Genomic DNA, 22622 nt, shown 5'->3' with positions numbered 1-22622 from the left:
AAAGGTAGCGGCACCGGTTCCACCCATCATTCCATCTGGAGTCCCACCGACCTCGTCATGGCCTGGTAGGTCGGCCAGGTGCGGCCGATGAACCGCTGCAGCGCTTCACCGGTCAGCGGCGTGTCCTGGCTGCCCAACTGCTCGCGCACGTTCCTGACCGCCTCCGATTCGGTGACCGACTGCCGCACCAGCGTGGCGAGCGTCGAGACGATGCCGGCAGGCAGCCCGGCGGGTCCCAGCAGCATGTTGCACTCCGCCAGGTTGCTGAACACGGGGTCCGAGATGCCCTCGTCCGTCCAGGTCGGTATGCCAGGCAACTTGGCCGAACGCGGTCCGGAGATCACCAGCAGCGGCTTGAGCCCGCCGGACGCCAGCCCACCCGACATGCCGAGCAGCGAACCGGCGCCGATATCGATATGCCCCGCCAGCAGGTCGCCGATCATCGCCCCGGTGCCCTTGTAGTTGATGATGTCGAGCTGCGCCCCGGTCAGCTTCTTCAGCTGCGCCACCATCAATTGCCAGCCCGAGCCGATGCCGTAGTTGCCGACGCTGACCGGACGCTTCTGCGCCAGCGCGATCAGTTCCTTGAAGGTGCTGGCGGGCAGGCCCCTGGTCGCCACCATCACGCCGACGCCGGTACTCATCGAGGCGACCGGCGTAAGCTCGCGCGCGGGGTCGATGGGCGGCTTCTTCAGCAGCACCGGCGCTTGCGCCAGCTGGCTGTGCAAGGTGCACAGCAGCGTGCACCCGTCGGGCTTGGCACGGGCCACGGCTTCGGCGGCGATCATGCCGATGCCGCCGGGCTTGTTTTCCACCACCACTGGCACCTTCAGCCTGGCGGAGAAGAACTCGGCGAACGCGCGCGCGGTGCTGTCGTTGGACGAGCCCGGCGCCTGCGCCGCGATGATCCGGATCGGGCGCGAAGGCCAGTCGCCGGCAAGCGCCTGGCGTGGCAGCAGCCAGGGCAGCACAGCCGCCCCGGCCGCGGCGCCGAGCCATTGGCGCCGGCGCAGGTTGACGGTATCCGCGGGCAATGCGTTGCCCGAACCAGCTATGAAATGCATGGGTCTTCTCCCGAATGCTTCAAGTCCGTGCCCGTGATGAACCGCGGGCAACGTGGCCGCGGCTATGCGCCACGGCCGGCACGGAGGGCATGCCGTTACATGCCGATCAGGTCGGCGCGCTGCACCAGGTTCCTGACGATGCGGACCGAGGCGATGTCGATCATCTTGCCCTCGTACTGGACCGCGCCCAGGCCTTGCGACAGCGCTTCGTCATAGGCGCGGATCATGTCGCGGGCACGTGCCACGTCAGCAGCGGCCGGCGAGAACACCTCCTGCGCAAGCTCGACCTGCGACGGATGAATCGCCCACTTGCCGACCATGCCGAGGATCATGGCGCGGCGCGCTTCCTCGCGGAACGCATCGGGACTGCGGAAGTCGGCGAACGGGCCGTCGACGGCGTCGAGCCGGTAGGCGCGCGCGGCAATCGTCAGCCGCTGGCGCTGGTAGTGCCAGATGTCGCCCGGGTAACCTCCGCTGCCGCCGATGTCGCGCATGGACACGCCCTGGCTGGCCGAGTAGTCGCCCATGCCGAAGATCAGGCATTCCAGCCGCGGTGTCGACGCGGCGATGGCTTCGACGTTCATCATCGCCTCGACTTCCTCGATCAGCACGTCGATGCCGATGCGGTGGCGCAGGCCGAGCTTCTTTTCCATCATCGACAGCAGCTTGTCGACGAACTGCACATCCGCCGCCGACATGGCTTTCGGCAGCATGATCACATCGAGGTTGCGGCCGGCGCCCTCGACCACTTCGATGATGTCCTCGTAGGCGTACTCGGTGGTCAGGTCGTTGATGCGCACGCAGCGCGTGGTGCGGCCCCAGTCGAGCCCGTTGAGCGCATCGACGATCTTGCGCCGTGCCGGGCGCTTCTCGCTGGGCGCCACGGCGTCTTCCAGGTCGAGGAAAACAAAGTCCACGCCCATGGCCGCGGCCTTGGCCATCATCTTCTCGCTCGAGCCCGGCACCGACAGCTGGCAGCGGCGCAGCCGCTTGGTCTTCTCTTGCATGATGTTGTCTCCTGCTTGTTGTACTCGTGTAGTTCTCTTGATGCCTGTCGCCTGGTCACGACCTGGCGCGATACCTACTGCACCACGCCATCCGCGCGCAGCGCGGCGATCTCGCCGGCATTGAAGCCGAGGTCGGCGAGGGTACGGTCGGTGTGCTCGCCAGTCATCGGCGCACGCCGCCGTACGCCGCCAGGCGTGGCGCTCATGCGCACCGGACTGCCGGCAATCGTCAGCGGGCGCGCCGCGCCAGGCTGCTCGGCCTCGACCAGCATCCCGCGGATGCGGAAATGCGGATCGTCGAAGATGTCGGCGGCATCGAACACCGGCCCGAACGGCACCTCGCCGCCGAGCATCCCGGCCAGCGCACGCTTGGTGTGGCGCACGGTCCAGGCGGCGACCGCCTGCTCCACCTCGGCGCGGTGGCGAACACGCAGTTCGTTGGTGGCAAAGCGCGGATCGTCGGCCCATGATGGATGGCCCATCCGTTCCACCAGCAGCCGCCAGAAGCGGTCGTTCGGCACCCCCAGGCTGATATGGCCGTCGCTGGCCGGGAACAGGCCGAACGGGCACAGCAGCGGATGGCCGTTGCCCTCCGGTCCCGGCGCCTGCGCCGAGGCGCTGTACTGGAACACCATGCGCTCGCACACCGCCAGCACGGCGTCGACCATGGCCACATCGACGAACTGGCCGCGACCGGTGCGCTGCGCATGCCAGCACGCCGCCGCAACACCATAGGCCAGGAACATGGCCGGCACGATATCGCCGACGCCGGGGCCGATCTTGGTCGGTGCGCCACCGCGCTGCGCTCCGGTAATCCCCATGATGCCGCCCATGGCCTGCGCGACGGGATCGTAGGCGGGCCAGCCGGCGTAGGCGCTTGCGCCGCTGCGCGGGTCGCCGAAGCCGCGCAGCGCCGCGTACACGAGCTTCGGGTTCTCCCCGGCGAGCCGTTCATAGCCCAGCCCGAAGCGCTCCATCACACCGGCGCGGTAGTTCTCGACCAGCACATCGGCGCCACGCACGAGCCGCAGCAGGGTCTCGCGTCCGGCGGGCCGCTTCAGGTCCAGCACCAGCGATTCCTTGTTGCGGTTGATCGAGCCGAAGTAGCCGCCGAAGCCGCCTGACTCCATCCGCAACGCGCCGTCGAGATGCGGGCCGTTGCGGCGGGTCTGGTCGCCCCCGGGCGGCTCGATCTTGATCACGCGCGCGCCCTGGTCGGCGAGCATCATCGAGCAATACGGGCCGGCCAGCATCTGGGTCAGGTCGAGCACCACCATGCCGTCGAGCGCGCCCCTGGTGTGGCCATCTGCGCTCATCGCCCGCCCCAATGGCTCTCGCGCTTGATCAGCGCAGTGCGCTCTGCCTGCACGCACAGCTTTTCGTCCTGGTTCACGCCGTAGTGGCGGAAGCGGACGATGCCGGCATCCTCGCGGTCGCCGTCTTCCCTGGCCAGCACCTCGGTGAAGGCGTAGAGCGTGTCGCCGTGGAACACCGGATGCGACAGGCGGATCTTGTCGAGCGCCAGTTCCTGCAGGCATTGCTCGGCGGTATCCTGCGCCGCAAGCCCGAGCACCATCGACAGGTTGATCCCGCCAAAGACCACCCGCTGCGCGAAGATGCCGCCGGCGGCGCGGCGCATGGCGTCTTCGTTGAAATGCCCTTCGGCCGTGTTCATGACCATGTTGGTCAGCATCACGTTATCCATCTCTGTCACGGTCTTGCCGCGCGCATGACGGATCAGCATGCCGGGCTCGAAGTGCTCGAAGTACCCGTCGGGGCTGGTAAGTGCGCAGAGTTTCATGCCGCCTCCTTCGACTGCCGCACCTGCCCGCCGAATGCGCGGCCGGCGATCATGCCCTCGACCTCGGACTTGCCGAGCAGGCTGTTGGCGATGATGCGTTGCTGGATCTCCGAGGTGCCTTCGAAGATCTTGGTGAGGCGCGCGTCGCGCCAGTAGCGCTCGACCGGGAACAGCTTGGTATAGCCCGCGCCGCCGAAGATCTGCAGCGCCTGCGAAGTCACGCGCTCGGCCATCTCCGAGGCGAAGTACTTCACCATCGACGCCTCCTTGTCGCAGCGCCGCCCGCTGTCGATCTCGTTGCAGACGAAGTAGAGCAGCTGCCGCGCGGCCTCGATCTCGGTCGCCATGGTGGCGATCTTGAAGCGGATCGCCTGGTATTCGGCGATCGGCATGCCGAACTGGCGCCGCTCCAGCGAATAGGCGATCGCGTCTTCCAGCGCACCTTGCGCCAGGCCGATCGCACGGGCGGCGGTATGCGCGCGGGCACCCTCCAGGCCCTTGGCCATCAGCAGGAAGGCCTTGCCCTCCGGGCCCATCAGGTTGCGCTTCGGCACGCGCACGCCGTCGAGCGCCAGTTCGAAGGTCTTCCAGCCGAAATAGCCGATCTTGGGGATCGGCGAGCCGGTCATGCCCGGCGGAAAGCCGCCGCGCTGCTTCTCGATCATGAAGCACGAAATGCCTTCCCAGCGCTTGTCGGGCGATGGCGGCGCCGAGGTGCGCGCGAACACGATCAGGTAGTCGGCGCCGTCGGCAAAGGTGCACCAGTACTTGTTGCCGGTCAGCACCCATTCATCGCCGTCGGGCACCGCGCGGCACGAGATCGACGCCAGGTCGGAACCGGTATCCGGCTCGGACAGCGCGCTGGCGTTGAGAAAGTCGCCGCGCACCACGCGCGGCAAGTATTCGCGACGCATCTCCTCGGGCATCGATTTCATGATCCAGCCGCCCTGCGCGCGGGCCACGATCGACGCCACCGACATCCAGCCGCGCGACAGCTGCTCGCAGATCAGGCAATACTCGAAGATGCCGAGGCCCAGGCCGCCGTACTGCTCCGGGATGGTGATGCCGAAGTAGCCCATCTCGGCCATCTTGTCGCGCAGCGACATCGGAATCTCCGCCTCGGGGCCGTCCAGCGCGTTGGCCACCGGCAGCACCTCTTTCATCGTAAACTCGCGCGCCGCATCGCGGATCATGCAACGCGCTTCCGTCATGTACCCCAGACCGTCTCCTGACATGCTTATCCCCTCATCCTGACCAGATTGGTACGCTTGAATTCGATCACCGCATCGCCCTGCTGATTCGTGCCCCGCGTGTGCCACGTGACGATGCCGTAGCCAGGCCGGTTGCTGGCCGGCCGGCGCGACACCACCACGGAGCTGGCATAGAGCGTCTCGCCCGGGTAGACCGGCCGTAGGTAGGCCAGCTCGTCGACACCGAGAAAGGGACCGCCGCCCTCGGACAGGTCCTCCACCGACAATCCGAACACGGTGTTGAACACCAGCAGCGGATTGACCGGCACGCCCGGGTGGCCGTTGGCCCGCGCCACCGCCTCGTTGGTGTACTGCGGGTTGTAGTGCAGCGTCAGCACCGAGAACATGGTGTTGTCCGCCGCGGTGACGGTGCGGCCCCAGTGATGGTCGAAGCGGCGGCCCGGATCGAAATCCTCGTAGCGGTTGCCGCGGCCGCGCAGCCGGGCCTCTGCCTGGAGGCGGGCGACGACCGGATCGGCGGGGATCGCGGGGACGCTCCCGATGGCGGGTTGGGTGGATGTCATTGGATTGCCTCAAACAAGGGTTCGACGGAAGGAAGCCGGTCCAGCGTGTCGACCACCGACACCAGCTTCGCGAACTTGGCCGCGCCGATGCGCGGCACGACGATGGCCTGCGCCTTGTCGACCAGGCGCCGCCACTGCATGGCGAGGTCCGCGGCCGGCACCGCGACATTGGCCTGCGCGCGCAGAGTGCGGCCGTCGCGCGTCAGGATCTCGACCGTGGCGGCGTTGCGGTCCGGGCCGGGCACCACCTGCAGCGTGATCCGTTGCCGCGCCCTGACATAGCGCGGCGCAAGCGCGGTCTCGGGCGAATACAGCGCGAGCGACGCCGTGGGCGCGCCGTCCATCGCCAGCGCCGCCAGATGCTGGATCGCGAACTTGATCTCCAGGCCGGTCTGCGGGTTGGCGATATCGCACACGCCGCGATGCGGTCCGGACACAAAGATGGTCATCGACTCGAGCGCGTCGAGGTCGATCCGGTGCTCACGGCAAGCCTGGCGCACGGCTTCGATGGTGGAGTGCGTGAGGTAGCAGGACGCATGGAACTTGAACAGGGTGCGTTCGATCGCCATCGCTGCGCGGCGCTCGAAGGTGGCCGGGAACGCCGGCGCGGCGGGCGCCTGGGTGCGGCCAAAGCCCTGCTCGCACTCGATGCCGCTGGCGTTGGCGGTGAACCCGCGCGCCGCCAGCCGTGCCGCCATCACGCCATTCATCGCGGCCTTGCCCGCGTGCAACGGCTTGGCCATGGTGCCGAACATGCATTTGAGCCCAGCGGCCTGCGTCGCGGCCAGGCCGAGTGCGTGCGCCGTGCGCGCCGGGTCGAGTCCGCCCAACCTCGCACAGGCGGCGGCGGCGCCCAGCGTGCCGGTGGTGCCGGTGGGGTGCAGGCCGAGGCGATACTGTTCGGCGCCAACCACTTCGCCGACCCGGCTTTCCACCTCATGTCCGAGGATCAGCGCGCGCAGCACGTCCTTGCCGCTGGCGCCGACCGCCTGGGCTACCGCCAGCGCCGCCGGGGCCACCGGCACGGTCGGGTGCCCGTGCATGGCCGAGGCCACGTCGTCAAAGTCCAGGGCATGGCCCGCGGCGCCGTTGATCAGCGCGGCCTGCGCCGGTTCGGCACGCAGTGGGCTTCCCACCAGCGCGCACGGCAAGTCGCGCAGGCCGGCATATTCGGCGACGAGCATTTCGACCAGCGGTTCGCGCGCGGCGGCGAGCGTCACCGCGACCCAGTCGAGCATGGCATGGCGGGCCCAGGCGAAGGCCGGCGCGCCCAGCTCGGCATCGTCGACCGTGCTGGTCCAGTCGGCCAGCGCCCGGGTAAAGCCGGCGCGGTCCGCTGTGTTGTCGGAGGTTTGGTCAGGTTCCACCGGAAGCTTCGCCGCGTTGGCCGGCGCCGTGTTGTTGTCGATGGACCCAGTATTGGCGAATGCCGACGAGCGCGGCATCACATATGTGATGAATGCCGGCCGCTGCCATCCATCACATATGTGATGGATGTGCGGGCGTGGGGGACCGAAACTCTCGTCCGTGGTCATGCGCGGCACCCCGCTGCCGCACATGGCCGCCTGTCCCGCCTTCGTCAACCTTACGCGTCCACGACGCCGCCGCTCATGACCATGACCAAGCCCACGCCCCGCCGCTCCGTGCTGTATGTGCCCGCCACCAATACCCGCGCCATCGAGAAGGCGCGCCACCTGCCCTGCGACGCCATCGTGTTCGACCTGGAAGACGCCGTGGCGCCGGCGATGAAAGCCCAGGCGAGGGATAACCTGGCCGCTGCATTTGCCGCGCAGCCATTCACCGCGCATGAAACGGTGATCCGGGTCAACGCGCTGGCAAGCGCCGAGTTCGATGCCGACCTGCGCGTGGCCGTCGCCTGCGGGGCCGATGCCATCCTGCTGCCGAAGGTCGATACCGGCGCGGACCTGGAGCGCTTCGCCGCGGCCATCGGCGCCATCGCCAACGGCCGGGCGCCCCGGCTATGGGCCATGATCGAAACGGCTGCGGCGATCCACCATATCGACGGCATCCTGCAAGCCGGCCAGCGCCGGCAGGTGCAACTCGACTGCCTGGTGGTGGGCACCAATGACCTGGCCAGGGAAACCGGCGTCTGTCCGGGCGACCAGCGCGCGTACCTGCTGCCCTGGCTGATGTCGGTGGTGCTGGCGGCAAAGCGCCATGGCATTGACGTGCTCGACGGTGTGTGGAATGACTTCGGCGACCGCGCCGGCTTCGACAATGAAGTGCGGCAGTCGGTCAGGATGGGCTTTGACGGCAAGACGCTGATCCACCCGTCGCAGGTCGACCCGGCCAATGCGGCGTTCACGCCGTCGGACGCCGCCACGGCCGAGGCCCGGGCGATCGTCGCGGCCTTTGCGCGGCCCGAGCATGCCGCCGCGGGCGTGATCAACCTGGACGGACGCATGGTCGAGCGCCTGCACCTGGAACAGGCCACGCGCCTGCTGGCACGGCTCGACGCCATCCGGGCGCGCAGCGAACGGCCCGGCCGCTGAGCGCGCGCGCCGGCGCTCAGCAGTCCTGCGCCACGGCCAGCACCGCGGCCAGCAGTTTCCTGCGGCGCGCGTGCAGGCGCGCCACCGGGCCGCCGGTGCCGATGCCCAGCCACTGTCCGCGGATAGGTGTGGCCATCAGCGTGGCAATCACGCCGGCCCCTGGCGTGGCCAGGCTGGCCGATTCATAGTAGCCCTGGCGACGCGCCAGCTCGACCTCGCGCAGGATCTCGGCGGGCCGTGCCAGCGGCTCGCCGGCGGCCGCCTCGGCGTTGTAGCGGCGCAGCAGTCGTCCGATCTGCTCATCCTCCATCCGGCTCATCAGCATGATGCCGATCGCGGTGCGATGCATTGGCCGCAGAATGCCCGACGCTACCGACAGGCGCAGCGCATGGCTGGATTCGATCACCGACAGGTATTGCAGCATGTTGCCGCTCTGGCGGCCCAGCAGCACGGTCTCGCCGGTTTCGCTCGACAGGCGGCGCATGGCGTCGTGCACCGAGGCGCCGGCGCCTTGCTTGCGCGTGGTCCAGCCGCACAGGAAGGCGACCCGCACCGACGGGCAATAGCTGCGCAACTGCGCGTCGAACTCCATGTAGCCACGCGCAACCATGGTCCGCAGCAGCATCGAGACACTGGACTGCGGGATGCCGAGGCGCTCGGCAATCTCGCCGACGCGCAGCGGCCGGCGCACGCGCTCGAACAGTTCCAGCAGGTCGAACACGCGGTTTGCCGACTTGACCATGCCGCTGTCCATCATTGTCCCCTCCTTGCCCCGCGCGACTCGTGGCGACGGGTGTCGCTTTGGATCGGCCCGCCCCCCGGATGGCTCTTGCGCAGGATTTCTTCCCTCACGGTCACGGGCTCCATTCGCGGTCTGGTTCAGGCGGTGCACGACGATGCCGCGCAGCAGGCGCAAGATGATGAAGGCCGCGGACCAGCCGCGGCCGAATTGTACCGAAAGGCGGGGGTTATTCGGGAAGGTACCGGCGCGCGCGGCCGGGCCGGTCCTCGCGCCACTCCCCCACTAATTCCGCGTCAGCACGCGCACCGGCCCGCGCCGTTCCAGCACGTCGACCACCACGCGCTCGCCCGAACGTCGCACCGCCACGTCGGCGCTGCCGCCGCCCACCCCCAGGTTGCGGAACACCACCTCATCCAGGAACGGCGGCAGCGACGGGTTCTCGAACGTGATCGCCGGTTCCTGCGTGTCGAAGTCCAGCCCCAGGCAGGCCTGCAGCATCAGCAGCGGCGCGGCCGCGGCCCACGCCTGCGGCGCGCAGGCGACCGGGTAGAAGGTCGGCCCCTGGCTGCGCTGGCGCGCGAAGCCGCAGAACAGCTCGGGCAGGCGGCGCAGGTCGATATAGCTGGAGGCCGCGAACAGGCCCTCGAAGATGCGGCTCGCCTCGGGGTGGTAGCCGTAGCGCGCCATGCCCGCGGCGATCAGGGCATTGTCGTGCGGCCATACCGAGCCGTTGTGGTAACTCATGGGGTTGAAGCGCGCCGCGTCCGCGGCGACGGTGCGGATACCCCAGCCACAGAAGGAAGTGCTCTGCATCAGCGTGCCCACCACGGACGGCGCGCGCTCCGGCAGCGCGATGCCGGTGAAGAGGGTATGGCCCGCGTTGGAGGCGCGGATGCGGCACGGCTGCTTCTTGCCATCCAGCGCCAGCACATAAGTGCCCAGCGCGGGGTCATAGAAGTGCTTGTCGAAGGCGTCGCGCAGCACTTCCGCCCTGGCGGCATAGCGGGCGGCGCCTTCGCTGTCGTCCAGCGCCGCGCGGATCTGCGCCGCGGCCTGCCACGCGCCATAGGTGTAGGCCTGGACTTCGGCCAGCGCGATCGGACCGGCGGCGAGCCGCCCGTCCTCATGGAACACCGAATCGCGGCTGTCCTTCCAGCCCTGGTTGATCAGCCCCTCAGGCGAGAGCCGGCCGTATTCGACGAACAGGTCGCCGTCGCGGTCGCCGTATTCGCTGATCCAGCCCAGCGCGGCCTCCAGCCTGGGCCACAGCGCGCGGACGGTGTCGAGATCGCCGGTGCGCCGCAGGTAGGCGCCGGCCAGCAGCACGAACAGCGGCGTGGCATCGACGCTGCCGTAGTAAAGCGCGAACGGCACTTCGCCCAGGCGGGCCATTTCGCCGTGGCGCATTTCGTGCAGGATCTTGCCGGGCTCGGCATCGGCGTGCGGGTCTACCGTTTCGGCCTGCATCGCGGCCAGGTACTGCAGCACGCCGCGCGCGATCTCGGGATCGAGCCATAGCGTCTGCAACGCGGTGATCAGCGCATCCCGGCCGAATACCGTGCTGAACCATGGGATGCCGGCATACGGGTAAGGCCCGTGCACGGTGTTGGTCAGCAGCATGTACAGGTCGGAGACGCTGCGCCGCGCGACTTCGTTGAACAGTTCGTTGGAGGTGGTGATCGACGCCGCGCGCCCGGAGGAGCGCCGCAGCTCGCGCCGGGACTGCAGCAGCGCACCGAGAAAGGACTGGGACTCGTGCTCCTCGCGGTCGACCGACTGGCAGCGGATCTCCATGCGCAGCAGCTGCATGCACGACGGCTTGAGCAGCAGCGTGAAGCTGGCGCGGCTGCCGCTCAGCGCCTGCGGCACGGGATCGAACGAGAGCCGGGTCTCGCGCCGCGCCTGGTCCAGGCCGGTATAGCTCAGCGTGACCGCGGCACCGTCGACCTGCGGTGCGTGCATGGTACCGCGCCGCAGCCGCTGCGTGCCGCGCACCTCGAACAGGTCGGCAAAGTCCGCGTCGAAGGCGATGTCGATGCACACGCGGCGCGGCCGGTCGTCGAAGTTGCGCACGCTCAGGCGTTCATAGCAGGTGCCGTTCCACAGGAAGCGCGAGCGGCGCAGGTGGATCAGGTCATGCTCCAGCCACAGCGTGCCCTCCTGGTCGAACAGGTCGGGATTGGTCAGGTCGCAGGTCAGCGCGGCATTGTCGTCGCGCAGCGTCGACGACAGCAGCATCGGGCGCTGCCCTTCCACCGTCAGGCGCAGGAAGGAAAGATGGCGGGTATCGAAATGGAACAGCCCCTCGGGGCTGCCCGGTGCGCCGATCGCATCGCCGTTATGGTCGAACAGCGCGAAGGTGTCGCCATGCTTGAGCGTGCGCGGACGCCGCTCCTGCAGCGACGCGGCCGCGGGGATATAGAACTGGGCGACGTCGCCGGCGCCGGCGACCGCCACCGAGCGGTTGGGATGTTCCGTGGATTCTGCAGGCATGAGCGGGTCTCTCCAGCAGTGGTCGTGTGCGGTTATGCGAGCGCCAGTCCGTCGGCCTCGCCATGTGCCTCGCCCGCGTCGCCGGGGGTCGGCAGGCCCTGGTAGATGCGCACGTAGTCGCGCGCCATGCGCTCGGCGGTAAAGCGCGCCTCGAACGCGGCGCGCACGCCGGCGCGCGGCAGCGTGGCCACGCTGGCGACGGCGGCCACCGCTTCGTCGACGCTGTGCACGATATAGCCGCTGATGCCCGGCTCGATCACTTCCGGCACCGAACCGCAGTCGAACGCAATCACCGGCGTGCCGCAGGCCATGGCTTCGATCATCACCAGGCCGAACGGCTCGGGCCATGCGATCGGGAACAGCAGCGCGCGCGCATTGCCGAGGAAGGCGGACTTAGCGGGCTCGTCGATTTCACCGATGAACTCGACGTTGGCGTGCGTCGCCACCAGCGGGCGGATCACTTCCTGCCAATAGGCGCGGTCGACCCGGTCGACCTTGGCCGCCATCTTCAGCGGCAAACCCGCGCGCTCGGCCACCTCGATGGCATGGTCGGGACGCTTCTCCGGAGAAATGCGGCCGAGGAAGGCCAGGTAGTCGCCCGCGGGATGGGCGCAATAGTCCAGCAGCGTCGCCGGGATGCCGTGGTGCACCGTGCCCACCCAGTTCACCGGCGGCATCGGCGCGCGCTGCGCGTCGGAGACCGACACCAGCGGAAAATGCGGGAAATGCGTATAGAAGGGCTGCAGCTCCGGCAAGTCCAGCCGGCCGTGCAAGGTCGTCACCGCGCGCACCGGCAGGCGCCGCAGCAGCGGGCATTGCAGCATGTCGATATGGAAATGCAGCACATCGAAGCGCGTGGCGGCAGCCATCACGCGGTCCAGCATCATCACGTAGTAGGGCAGATGGTCGCCGACGCCGGCATCGAGGCGCAGTGCCATGTCGCAGCATGGCACCAGTTCGGCCCGCGTGGCCGAGTCACCGCTGGCAAACAGCGTGACCTCGTGGCCCTGGCGCACCAGTTCTTCCGTCAGGTACGAAACGATGCGCTCGGTGCCGCCATACAGGCTGGGCGGGCAGCGCTCGGCGAGTGGTGCAATCTGCGCAATCTTCATCGGCTTTCCCCCCTGGTCATCAGCAAACTGCAGGGTGGATTGCCGCGACAGTGCCTGGGCTGATGAAGGCACCATAGAAAGCGGCGGCGGCTTTTTCAAGCTGGTCCGGACCATGCAGGCGCGGCATGGCAACCATGTAGCGCAGCGATGGTGGCGGCCTTTCTCGTCAGGGCTTACCCGGAGGCGCGGCCGCTGCTATTTCGCGGTGCGGAATAGCAGGCCGCTTTCCTTGACGGTGCCCGCGGCCCTATGCAAAAGTCGGCGAAAACGAACGATCGTGCGGGAACGCTTTCCCGACACGGCGTCACCGGGCGGCAACGCTGCCCGGCTTGCCGGGCGGCCATCGCGCCGCATCGCACAGGAGACACCGCCATGCCGTATCCGCAGCACCGCATTGCGCACCGCCATCGCCTCGTCCCGCACGTGGACCCGGCGCCCCCGCGCAGTAACGCACGCACCGCCGCACGCACCACCGCACGCATTCCGGCACGACAGCCAACGCTGCAGCCGGCCTGACCCACTGCGCCCCGATTTCATCTGCGCGGCCGCGCTGGTCGCCGCCGCGACGGAACACGCACGGCCATTGCCGGCGCGTGCCTGGTTTTCCGAACCGTAAGAGGTACCCCCGTGGCATTGTTCCTTCAACAGTTCCTGAACGGCCTGACGCTGGGCGGCGTGTACAGCCTGGTGGCGCTTGGCCTGACGCTGGTCTACGGCATCCTGCACGTGCCCAATTTCGCGCACGGCGCCTTCTACATGGCGGGTGCCTACGTGTCGTACTACCTGATGACCGCGCTGGGCGTGAACTACTGGCTGGCGATGCTGGGCGCGGCGCTGGTGGTGGCGGTGCTGTCGATGCTGGCCGACCGGCTGGTGTTCCACCCGCTGCGCAACTCGCCCGAGCTGCACGACATGATCGCCGCCATCGGCATCCTGCTGTTCCTGGAAGCCGGCGCGCAGGCGCTGTGGGGCGCGGACTTCCACCGCATGCCCACGCCCTATGGCCAGATCGTCGACGTGTTCGGCCTGACCGCGCCGCTGCAGCGCCTGCTGATCATCGGCGCCGCCTTTGCGCTGATGGTGCTGCTGCACCTGTTCCTGACCCGCACCATGACCGGCGCCACCATCATGGCGATGGCGCAGAACCGCGAAGGCGCGGCGCTGGTCGGCATCGACGCGACGCGCGTGACGCTGCTGGTATTTGCGATCTCCGGCGCGCTCGCCGCCATCGCTGCCACGCTCTACGCCCCGATCAACCTGGTCTACCCCAGCATGGGCAACCTGGTCATCACCAAGGCCTTCGTCATCATCATCCTGGGCGGCATGGGCAGCATCCCCGGCGCCATCGTCGGCGGGCTGATCATCGGCATGGCCGAGAGCTTCGGCGGCTTCTACGTTTCCACCGACTACAAGGACATCATCGCCTTCGTGCTGCTGGTGGTGATCCTGTCGATCCGGCCGCAGGGCCTGTTTGCCGGCAAGGCAGCCTGAGGAGCACAACATGAAAGCACTGCAAGGAAAGACCGGCTGGATGCTGCTGCTGGCTTGCGCCATCGCCTTCCCGCTGGTCACGCCCAACAGCTACTACCTGACCGTGATGACGCTGGCCTTCATCTATGCCATCGCCACGCTCGGGCTCAACCTGATCACCGGCTATACCGGGCAGCTGAACCTGGCGCACGGCGGTTTCATGGCGATCGGCGCCTACACGCTGGGGATCCTGACCGTGGACTACCAGGTGCCGTTCTGGCTAGCGTTCGTGCTGGCCGGGGTGCTGTGCATGGTGCTGGGCTATGTGGTCGGCGTGGTGTCGCTGCGCCTGAAGGGCCATTACTTCTCGATCTTCACCATGTGCGTGGGCTACATCATCTACCTGCTGATCGAGAAGTGGGAAAGCCTGACGCACGGCACCGTGGGCCTGATCGGCATCCCGGTGCCGGCGGCGATCGGGCCGCTGAGCTTCGACAGCGTGCAGGCGCAGTATTACCTGGTGCTGGCCTTCCTCGCGGTCGGCGTGTTCCTGATGCACCGCATCGTCACCTCGCTGCTGGGCCGCAGCTTCATGGCGGTGCGCAACAGCGACGCGCTGGCCGAGGCGCTCGGCATCAACCTGATGCGCACCAAGGTGCTGTCGTTCGTGCTGTCGGTGGGCTACGCCGGCCTGGCGGGCGCGCTGTACGCGGGGCAGGTGCGCTTCCTGGGCCCGGACATCGCCCGCACCGACCTGACCTTCGACATGGTGATGTCGATGCTGGTGGGCGGCATCGGCACCATCTTCGGGCCGCTGCTGGGCGCGGTGCTGGTGCCGTGGATCACGCAGTCGCTGCAGTTCATGCAGGACTACCGCATGCTGGTGTTCGGCCCGGTGCTGATCCTGCTGATCATCTTCGTGCCCGACGGCATCGTCGGCTCTTACCTGAAGAAGCAGGCGCGCAAGGCCGCCGCCGAGCGGCGCGGCAAGCTGGCCCAGCCCGCTGCCGCCGGCAACACCGCCGCTGTCCCGACCACCCGCGCCGGAGCCGACCATGCTTGAGATCCGCAACCTGACCAAGAAATTCGGCGGCCTGACCGCGGTGCACGATGTCTCGGTGACCTTCGAGCCAGGCCATATCAACGCCATCATCGGCCCCAACGGCGCCGGCAAGACCACCTTCTTCAACCTGGTCGCGGGCACCCATGCGCCCTCCTCCGGCCAGATCCTGTTCAAGGGCCAGGACATCGCGGGCCTGCGCGCCGACCAGATCGCGCGCCTGGGCGTGGCGCGCACCTTCCAGGCCACGGCGCTGTTCGACCGCGCCACGGTGCTCGACAACCTGATCGTCGGCCACCGCCTGCGCACGCGCTCCGGCCTGGGCGACGTACTGTTCAACACGCGCCGCCTGCGCGAGGAAGAACGGCTGTGCCGCGACAAGGCCGAAGCCGCGCTCGACTTCGTCGGCCTGTCGCACCTGGCGCACGAGGTTGCCGCCGACATCACGCAGGAGGCGCGCAAGCGCGTGGCGTTCGCGCTGGCGCTGGCGACGGACCCGGAGCTGCTGCTGCTCGACGAGCCCGCCGGCGGCGTCAACCCGGAAGAGACCGTCGGCCTGGCCGAGCTGATCCGCAAGATGGTGCGCCATGGCAAGACCGTCTGCCTGATCGAACACAAGATGGACATGATCATGCGCCTGGCCGACAAGATCATGGTGCTGAACTACGGCGAGAAGATCGCCGAAGGCACGCCCGCGCAGATCCAGCAGGATCCGCATGTCATCGAGGCCTACCTGGGAGCCGACCATGTTGCAGCTTGAACGCGTCTCGCTGTCGTACGGCAGCTTCCGCGCGCTGGACAACATCACCCTGCACGCCGGCGCCGGCGAACTGGTGGTGCTGCTGGGCGCCAACGGCGCCGGCAAGAGCTCGATCTTCCTGGCGATGAGCGCGATCCACCGCATCAGCGGCGGCAGCATGCGCTTCGACGGGCGCGAGCTGTCCGGCATGAAGCCCTCGCAGATCGTGCAGGCCGGGCTGGTGCATTGCCCCGAGGGACGCAAGCTGTTCCCGGCCATGAGCGTGGAGAAGAACCTGGTGCTGGGCGCCTACGTGCACCGGCGCGACGGCGCGGGCATCCGCAAGACGCTGGACGAGGTCTATGAACTGTTCCCGATCCTGCGGCAAAAAAGGGACGACCCGGCCGGCTCGCTGTCGGGCGGGCAGCAGCAGATGGTGGCGCTGGGACGCGCCCTGATGAGCCGCCCGCGCGCGCTGCTGCTCGACGAGCCGTCGCTGGGGCTGGCGCCGCTGGTGGTCAAGCAGATGTTCGAGATCATCCAGCGCATCAACCGCGCGGGCACGACGGTGCTGCTGGCCGAGCAGAACGCGTATGCGGCGCTGGGGATTGCGCATCGTGCGTATGTGATCGAGAGCGGCAGGATCGTGATGGAGGGGGACAGGGATACGTTGTTGAAGGATGAGGGGATTCGCAAGGCGTATATCGGGGGCTGAATCCGAAAGCCCTCCACTACCGATTGCGTGCTCCCTCTCCCGCTTGCGGGAGAGGGTTGGGGTGAGGGCCAGGCATCGCAACGAAGTGAAGGCGTTGGCATAGCGACGTCCCGCCCTCTCCCCCGCCCCTCTCCCGCACGCGGGAGAGGGGAGAAAACAAGCAGTGAAGAGTCCGCTCGCAGCAATTGGTTGCTCCCTCTCCCGCTTGCGGGAGAGGGTTGGCGTGAGGGCCAGGCGTCGCAACGAAGTGAAAGCGTTGGCATAACGACGTCCTGCCCTCACCCCCGCCCCTCTCCCGCACGCGGGAGAGGGTAGAAAACCGAGGGGTCATTGAAGACAACCGGAACTGACAAGCCGTACTTTCAGGAGACAACACCATGCAACACAACCTTATGCGCCGCATCTTCCCGCTCGCCGCCACCGCCCTGGCCGCGATGCTGGCCTCGGGCGCCGCGCTGGCGCAGGAAGTCGTCAAGATCGGCTACACCGGCCCGCTGTCCGGCGGCGCCGCGCTGTATGGCAAGAACGTGCTGTCCGGCGTGCAGATGGCCGTGGACGAGATCAATGCCGCGGGCCTGGAGGTCAAGGGCAAGAAGGTCAAGCTGGAGGTGGTGGCGCTGGACGACAAGTACTCGCCCGCCGAGGCCGCCATCAACGGGCGCCGCCTGGTGCAGCAGCACAAGACCCCGGCGGTGTTCGTGCCGCATTCGGGCGGCATCTTCGCGCTGCAGGCCTTCAACGAGCAGGAGAAATTCCTGGTGATGGCCTACTCCAGCGTGCCGCGCATCACCGACGCCGGCAACAAGCTCACCATCCGCATCCCGCCGGCCTATACCGGCTATATCGAGCCGTTCATCAAGGCGCAGATGAAGCGCTATGGCAAGAACGTGGCGCTGGCCCCGGCCGACCACGACTACGCCAAGGCCTGGGTGCAGGCCTTCCTGCCGGCGTGGGAAGCCGCGGGCGGCAAGGTGGTGGCGAACAATCCGATGTCGTACACCAAGGCCACCGACTTCTACAGCGGCGTGTCGCGCGCGATCAGCGAGAAGCCGGACGTGATGTTCGTCGGCGGCCCCTCCGAGCCCACCGCGCTGGTGGTCAAGCAGGCGCGCGAGCTGGGCTTCAAGGGCGGCTTTATCGTGATGGACCAGGCCAAGATGGACGAGATGGCACGGGTCACCAACGGCCTGGGCATGCTGGAAGGCTCGATCGGCGTGCTGCCGCTGGTCAACGACAGCCGCCCCGCCGCGCAGGCCTTCAATGCCCGCTACAAGAAGCTGCACGACGGGCGCGATGCCACCACCGAGATGTCGCTGAACTACACCATGGTGTATGCGCTGGCCGGGGCGATGAAGCTGGCCGGCACCACCAGCGATGCGGCGGCGATCCGCGCGAAGATGCCGGACGCGGTCAAGGGACTGGCCAAGGAGGTCAACCCCAACGAAGTCGACGGCATCGATGCCAAGGGCGGCTCGATGGCCGACACCGTCGTCGGCTGGGTGCAGAACGGCAAGATCTCGCAGGTCCGCTTGTCGGAACTGGCGAAGTAAGGCGAGACACGCTGCCGGCACGGCACCGCGCAGCACAAACCCCGGCAGGCCGCGAGGCCTGCCGGGGTTTTTTATTGCGGCGCTCGGGCGTGGCTAGCGGCGATCGCCGTCGCGGCCCTGGCGCGCCTCGAACTGGCCGCGCTCATGCTGCGCGCGTTGCTGGTGTTGCTGGCGCTGCTGGTCCATTTGCTGGCGCTGCTGGTCCATTTGCTGGCGCTGGCGCTCCTGTATCTGCCGTTGCTGCTCATGCATCTGCCGCTGCTGCTGCTCGGCCTGGCGCTGCATGGCCTGCTGGCGCTGCTGCTCATGCATCGCCCGCTGCTGCTCCTGCATGGCGCGTTGCTGTTCTTGCATATGGCGCTGCTGCTGCTCGGCCTGGCGCTGCATGACTTGCTGGCGTTGCTGCTCCTGCATGGCCCGTTGCTGCTCCTGCATATGGCGCTGCTGCTCGGCCTGCCGCTGCATGGCCTGCTGTCGTTGCTGCTCCTGCGCCGCGCGCTGCTGCTCCGGCATCTGCCGTTGCTGATCCGCTTGCCGCTGCATGGCTTGCTGGCGCTGCTGCTCCTGCGCCGCGCGCTGCTGGTCCTGCATTTGCCGTTGCTGATCCGCTTGCCGCTGCATGGCTTGCTGGCGCTGCTGCTCCTGTGCCGCGCGCTGCTGGTCCTGCATTTGCCGCTGCTGATCCGCTTGCCGCTGCATGGCTTGCTGGCGCTGCTGTTCCTGCGCCGCGCGCTGCTGGTCCTGCATCTGCCGCTGCTGCTGTTCGGCCTGGCGCTGCTGCGCTTCCTGCCTCTGCCGCTGCTGCTCGAAGCGCTGGCGCTGCATTTCCTGCGACTGCCGCGCCGGGTCAGGGCGCTCCTGACCGTCGGCCCACTGGCGCGGCGGCATGCCCTGCTGCCGCTGCTCGTCCAGCTGCCGTTGCTGCTCGCGCAGCGCGCGCTGCTGCTCGATCTGCTGGCGCTGCTGCTCACGCTGCATGGCCTGTTGCTGCCGCTGCGCATCCCCTGGCACGCCCGGTTGCCCGGCAAAGCCGCGCGCCTCGTCGGGCCGGGTGGTCTGGCCACGCCCAGCGCCGCGCCAGGGCTCGCCCCGGGCCTGTGCATCGTTGCGATCCGCGCGGCCGTCGCCGTCGGCATCGATACGCCCGGGGCGCGGCTGCGCTGGGACGTGGTCGCGCGATGCGTTCGCGGCCTGGCTCATGCGCACGTCCGGCAGCGGCCGTGCGTCGCGGCCGGGACGGCGCTCGTTGCCGCCGCGCCAGGCCGGGCCGGCACCGGGGACGACGCCGCCTTCGCGCGCAAAGCGCCGGGCCAGGTCTTCCGTGGCCGGGCGACCGGGCGGGCGCGCGGCGATGGCCTGGCGTTCGAAGCCATGGCGCGCCTGCGGCGGCAGCGGCCGCATCGGCGCCGCGCCCACCAGGCTGCCCTTGACCGGCGCCACCGGCGGCGCGCCGTGGGCCTCGCCCGCCGGCAGGTTGCGCCATTCGGGGCGGTGCAGCCCGCGCACGGGCCGCCCTTCGACAAAGTTGCGCGCCGGCATGCCGGTGATGGCGCCGGGCACGGTGCGGTTGGCGTAAGGCGGCGGGCGGCGGTCGCCCATCACGAAGTTGTTGACAGTGACCCGGTTGATGCGGGCGACGTAAGTCGGGCTGGCGCGATAGACCGGCCGGTAGGCGTCGCGCGGTCCCAGCGGATACCAGGCCACGCCCGGCCCGCTGCCGATGCGCACACTCCAGCTGGGCCCGGCGGCGCCGACGAAGGCGACCAGCGCCGGGGCATAGCACGGGCGCACGCGCGGCCCGGGAACCCAGCCCCAGCGCGAGCCCACATAGGCCCAGCGGCCATAGTGCGACGGCGCGAAGCCCCACGGCGCGTCGTCGATCCAGGTCCAGCCCCAGGGCGCGATCCAGGCCCAGTGGCCGGTGCTGTACGGCACCCAGCCCGCGCTGACCACGCGCGGGAACCAGATCGCGCCATAGCCCGGGTCTTCCTGCCAGTCGCCATAGCCGTCCAGCGCGGCGTAGCCCGGCATCTCGCGCGGCACGTAGCGTGCCGACTGCGAAGCGTCCTCGCGCGCGTCGCGCGCCGCGGTCCAGCGGTCGAACGCATCTTCGGGCGCGGGGCCGCCGCCGGCATCGGCCAGGTCGGTGCCGGCAAAGCGCATGCGGTCGCCGCGCTGCAGCTCGATCGTGCGGCTGTCGCCGTAGACCACCGCGCTGCCATGGCGCATGATCACGGTGGTGGTGCTGCCGTCGGGCGCCACGTCCAGGCGGTAGTCGCCGGGCTCGCGCGGCACGAAGGCCAGGTTCGGGGTATCGACCTCGACCGTCTGGCCCGGCGGCAACGCGCGCACCCGCACCTGCAGCGTGCCCTGCGTCAGCTTGACCTGCGTGGTGCTGTCGTCCAGGTTCAGGATGCTGGCGGCGGTGGCGCCGCCCATGCGCAGCGCCACCGTGCCGGCGTGCAGCTCGGCGCGGCCGCCCGGTTCCAGCCAGAGCCGGTCCCCGGTGGTGACCGGCCGGTTCAGCCCGGCCGCCGCCCAAGCGTCGGAGCCGGCCGGCGCAAAACTAAGGTTGCCGTCGACCGCCGTCAACGTGGCGATGCGCGACGAAGGATCGGCCTGCTGCAGCGCGGCGTCGGCAACCGGCGCATCGAGATAGGGTTCGGCCGGCGCGGCGGGCACCTGTGCCAGTGCAGCAGCCGCCACTGCGAGGCCAGCGGCTGCCGCCAGCGCGGTCAGCGCGAGCCGGCCGCCAATGCGGCCAGAAGCCGGGCCGGCAGATTGAAAGAGATCGGACATGGAAGGGCAGGAGCAGGACGACCACTGGGATCGGCGGGCAGGCCGGCCCACGCCGGCGGCAGCCCTATTGTCACCATACATGGCCCCGGAGTGCGGCGGCGCGTGCGGCGCGGCACAGTTTGTAAGCTCGTATTTCGCCAGGCGGCGATGCCGGGCGGCCTGCCCGGTGGGCGCGGCAGGCTGCGCGCGGGCCGGCGGCCAGCGCCGCCGTGGCGGGGCCTGGCGCGCCGACAAAGGTGGAAACAACTTTGGCTCGCTTGGCGACAGTTAAGCGACTGTCGTCCCCGCGAAAGCGGGGATCCAGTGACTTCTAACGACGCTGGATTCCCGCTTTCGCGGGAATGACGGCAGGAATTGAAACCTTATCTAAACGGCCTTACCGCTCAGCGGCCGGACTGCTGGCGCAGCATCTCGGTCAGGCGCTCGGCGGGCATCGGACGCCCGTACAGGTAGCCCTGCGCCTCATGGCAGCCGTTGGCGAGCAGGAAATCGCGCTGCTCGGGGGTTTCCACGCCTTCGGCCACCACGCCGATGTGCAGGCTGGCACCCACGTTGATCACCGAGCGCACGATGGCCGCGTCGACCGGGTCTTCGGTCACGTTGCGGATAAAGGACTGGTCGATCTTGAGCCGGTCCACCGGAAACGACTTCAGGAAGCTGAGCGAGGCGTAGCCGGTGCCGAAGTCATCGCAGGTCAGCGTGATGCCGTCGCGGCGCAGCGCCTGCAACTGGTCCGAGACCTCGTCGCCCTGCTGCAGGGCGATGGTCTCGGTGATCTCGATCTCGAGGCATTCGGGCGCCAGCTCCAGCGCCCGCAATACGTGGCGCACTTCGGTCAGCAGGCGGCTTTCGGACAGCTGGGCCGCGAACAGGTTGATCGCCACGCGCGGCGGCGTCGGGAACGCCAGCGCCCAGGCACGCGCCTGGGCACAGGCGGTCTGCAGCAGCCACATGCCGACATCGCTGGCGATGCTGCTGCCGGCCAGCGCGTCGATGAAGGCGGCCGGCGTCAGCAGCCCGCGGGTGGGATGGCGCCAGCGCATCAGCGCCTCGGCGCCCTGGATGCGGCCGTCGCGCAGGTTGACCTGGGGCTGGTACAGCAGCTCGAACTGGCGCTGGGCATAGGCTTCGTGCAGCGCCTGCACCAGCGACAGCCGCGTGGTCACGTCCGAACGCATCTGCGGCTTGAAGAAGCGGATGGTGCGGCCGCCGTCGTGCTTGGCCCGTGCCAGCGCCAGGCTCGCCGCCGCCAGCATGTCCGAGCCCTGTTCACCGGCCGCGGGCGCGACGCACGCACCGATGCTGGCCAGCACATGATGGCGGCGCCCGGCATGTTCGTGGGGGGAGGACAGCATCGACAGGATCGCGGCGCTGACGTGGCGCACCAGCGTGGGATCGGCAATGGAAGGCAGCAGCACGCCGAATTCGTCGCTGCCCATGCGGCCGATGACGGCGTCGCGGGGCGAGGCATCGCGCAGGCGGCGGGCCACGCGTTGCAGGATGATGTCGCCTTCGGCATGGCCGTGCATGTCGTTGAAGGCGCGGAAATCGTCGATGCCGATCAGCAGCAATGCGCAGCGCGGCACAGCCTCGCTATGCAGGCGTGCCTCCAGCCGCTTCAGAAAGCCCTGGCGATTGTCAACGCCGGTCAGCGGATCGAGATCCGAGCCTGGCGAGGCGCCAGCCGACTTCGCCCCCGACTTGGCCACCATCCCTGCCCCATCTGTAATTGTCGACATTGTTACCCGCTAGCAATTTAGCAAGTGTGACGAAAACTTGGAAA

Annotated in this window: 18 protein-coding genes; 6 read left to right on the top strand and 12 right to left on the bottom strand. The window is 68.7% G+C overall.

Annotated elements, in window-relative coordinates; all coding sequences use genetic code 11:
* Window positions 1-26 precede the first annotated feature (26 nt).
* The 7 genes from LIN44_RS26530 to LIN44_RS26500 all read right to left on the bottom strand — a co-directional run bounded on the left by LIN44_RS26530 (window position 27) and on the right by LIN44_RS26500 (window position 7013).
* The gene (locus tag LIN44_RS26530) at window positions 27-1064 is read right to left on the bottom strand and encodes a tripartite tricarboxylate transporter substrate binding protein (protein ID WP_227315212.1); all 1038 of its coding nucleotides are present in this window, start codon (window positions 1062-1064) and stop codon (window positions 27-29) included.
* A gap of 95 nt (window positions 1065-1159) precedes the next feature.
* Window positions 1160-2071, bottom strand: a complete 912-nt coding sequence (locus tag LIN44_RS26525; protein WP_227315211.1) for a CoA ester lyase — start codon at window positions 2069-2071, stop codon at window positions 1160-1162.
* A gap of 74 nt (window positions 2072-2145) precedes the next feature.
* A complete protein-coding gene (locus LIN44_RS26520; RefSeq protein ID WP_227315210.1) occupies window positions 2146-3387 on the bottom strand; it encodes a CaiB/BaiF CoA-transferase family protein in 1242 nt (413 codons plus the stop codon).
* Complete coding sequence (locus tag LIN44_RS26515) at window positions 3384-3872, bottom strand: MaoC family dehydratase (RefSeq protein WP_227315209.1); 489 nt, start codon at window positions 3870-3872, stop codon at window positions 3384-3386. The genes LIN44_RS26520 and LIN44_RS26515 overlap by 4 nt, the downstream gene beginning before the upstream one ends.
* Window positions 3869-5083 carry an acyl-CoA dehydrogenase family protein gene (locus LIN44_RS26510; protein WP_227315208.1) on the bottom strand — a complete coding sequence of 405 codons (1215 nt, stop codon included), beginning with the start codon at window positions 5081-5083 and terminating at the stop codon, window positions 3869-3871. The genes LIN44_RS26515 and LIN44_RS26510 overlap by 4 nt, the downstream gene beginning before the upstream one ends.
* A gap of 26 nt (window positions 5084-5109) precedes the next feature.
* Window positions 5110-5646: a MaoC family dehydratase gene (locus LIN44_RS26505; RefSeq protein ID WP_227315207.1), complete on the bottom strand. Its 537-nt coding sequence runs from the start codon at window positions 5644-5646 to the stop codon at window positions 5110-5112.
* A complete protein-coding gene (locus LIN44_RS26500; protein ID WP_227315206.1) occupies window positions 5643-7013 on the bottom strand; it encodes an MmgE/PrpD family protein in 1371 nt (456 codons plus the stop codon). Before LIN44_RS26500 ends, LIN44_RS26505 begins: the two co-directional genes overlap by 4 nt.
* A 243-nt stretch (window positions 7014-7256) precedes the next feature.
* On the opposite strand from LIN44_RS26500, the gene LIN44_RS26495 reads away from it, so the two are divergent.
* Window positions 7257-8159 carry a CoA ester lyase gene (locus LIN44_RS26495; RefSeq protein WP_227315205.1) on the top strand — a complete coding sequence of 301 codons (903 nt, stop codon included), beginning with the start codon at window positions 7257-7259 and terminating at the stop codon, window positions 8157-8159.
* 16 nt (window positions 8160-8175) lie between these two features.
* Here LIN44_RS26495 and LIN44_RS26490 read toward each other — a convergent pair whose 3' ends face one another.
* The 3 genes from LIN44_RS26490 to LIN44_RS26480 form a co-directional block, all read right to left on the bottom strand.
* On the bottom strand, window positions 8176-8916 hold the full coding sequence (locus LIN44_RS26490; RefSeq protein WP_227315204.1) for an IclR family transcriptional regulator: 741 nt from the start codon (window positions 8914-8916) through the stop codon (window positions 8176-8178).
* A 267-nt stretch (window positions 8917-9183) separates the two neighbouring features.
* Window positions 9184-11394: an amylo-alpha-1,6-glucosidase gene (locus LIN44_RS26485; protein WP_227315203.1), complete on the bottom strand. Its 2211-nt coding sequence runs from the start codon at window positions 11392-11394 to the stop codon at window positions 9184-9186.
* A gap of 32 nt (window positions 11395-11426) precedes the next feature.
* Window positions 11427-12506 (bottom strand): glycosyltransferase family 4 protein, encoded by a 1080-nt coding sequence (locus LIN44_RS26480; protein ID WP_227315202.1) that lies wholly within the window; start codon window positions 12504-12506, stop codon window positions 11427-11429.
* Between the two features lie 627 nt (window positions 12507-13133).
* Here LIN44_RS26480 and LIN44_RS26475 point away from each other — a divergent pair.
* From LIN44_RS26475 to LIN44_RS26455, 5 genes are all read left to right on the top strand, one after another.
* On the top strand, window positions 13134-13997 hold the full coding sequence (locus LIN44_RS26475) for a branched-chain amino acid ABC transporter permease (RefSeq protein ID WP_111516884.1): 864 nt from the start codon (window positions 13134-13136) through the stop codon (window positions 13995-13997).
* Between the two features lie 10 nt (window positions 13998-14007).
* Window positions 14008-15039: a branched-chain amino acid ABC transporter permease gene (locus LIN44_RS26470; RefSeq protein ID WP_227315201.1), complete on the top strand. Its 1032-nt coding sequence runs from the start codon at window positions 14008-14010 to the stop codon at window positions 15037-15039.
* Window positions 15032-15796: an ABC transporter ATP-binding protein gene (locus LIN44_RS26465; protein ID WP_227315200.1), complete on the top strand. Its 765-nt coding sequence runs from the start codon at window positions 15032-15034 to the stop codon at window positions 15794-15796. The genes LIN44_RS26470 and LIN44_RS26465 overlap by 8 nt, the downstream gene beginning before the upstream one ends.
* Window positions 15783-16490, top strand: a complete 708-nt coding sequence (locus LIN44_RS26460) for an ABC transporter ATP-binding protein (RefSeq protein WP_227315199.1) — start codon at window positions 15783-15785, stop codon at window positions 16488-16490. The genes LIN44_RS26465 and LIN44_RS26460 overlap by 14 nt, the downstream gene beginning before the upstream one ends.
* A gap of 377 nt (window positions 16491-16867) precedes the next feature.
* Complete coding sequence (locus LIN44_RS26455; protein WP_227315198.1) at window positions 16868-18040, top strand: ABC transporter substrate-binding protein; 1173 nt, start codon at window positions 16868-16870, stop codon at window positions 18038-18040.
* A gap of 93 nt (window positions 18041-18133) precedes the next feature.
* Here the strand turns inward: LIN44_RS26455 and LIN44_RS26450 are convergent, their stop codons facing one another.
* Both LIN44_RS26450 and LIN44_RS26445 read right to left on the bottom strand, forming a co-directional pair.
* Window positions 18134-20839 carry a DUF6600 domain-containing protein gene (locus tag LIN44_RS26450; RefSeq protein WP_227315197.1) on the bottom strand — a complete coding sequence of 902 codons (2706 nt, stop codon included), beginning with the start codon at window positions 20837-20839 and terminating at the stop codon, window positions 18134-18136.
* A gap of 383 nt (window positions 20840-21222) precedes the next feature.
* Window positions 21223-22551: a bifunctional diguanylate cyclase/phosphodiesterase gene (locus tag LIN44_RS26445; protein ID WP_227316434.1), complete on the bottom strand. Its 1329-nt coding sequence runs from the start codon at window positions 22549-22551 to the stop codon at window positions 21223-21225.
* Between the last annotated feature and the right edge of the window lie 71 nt (window positions 22552-22622).

Origin of the sequence: Cupriavidus sp. MP-37, assembly GCF_020618415.1 — a bacterium.
In the GTDB taxonomy this organism is placed as follows: domain Bacteria; phylum Pseudomonadota; class Gammaproteobacteria; order Burkholderiales; family Burkholderiaceae; genus Cupriavidus.
The sequence above is the reverse complement of the archived record's forward strand: the minus strand, read 5'-3'. Positions and strand labels throughout refer to the sequence as shown.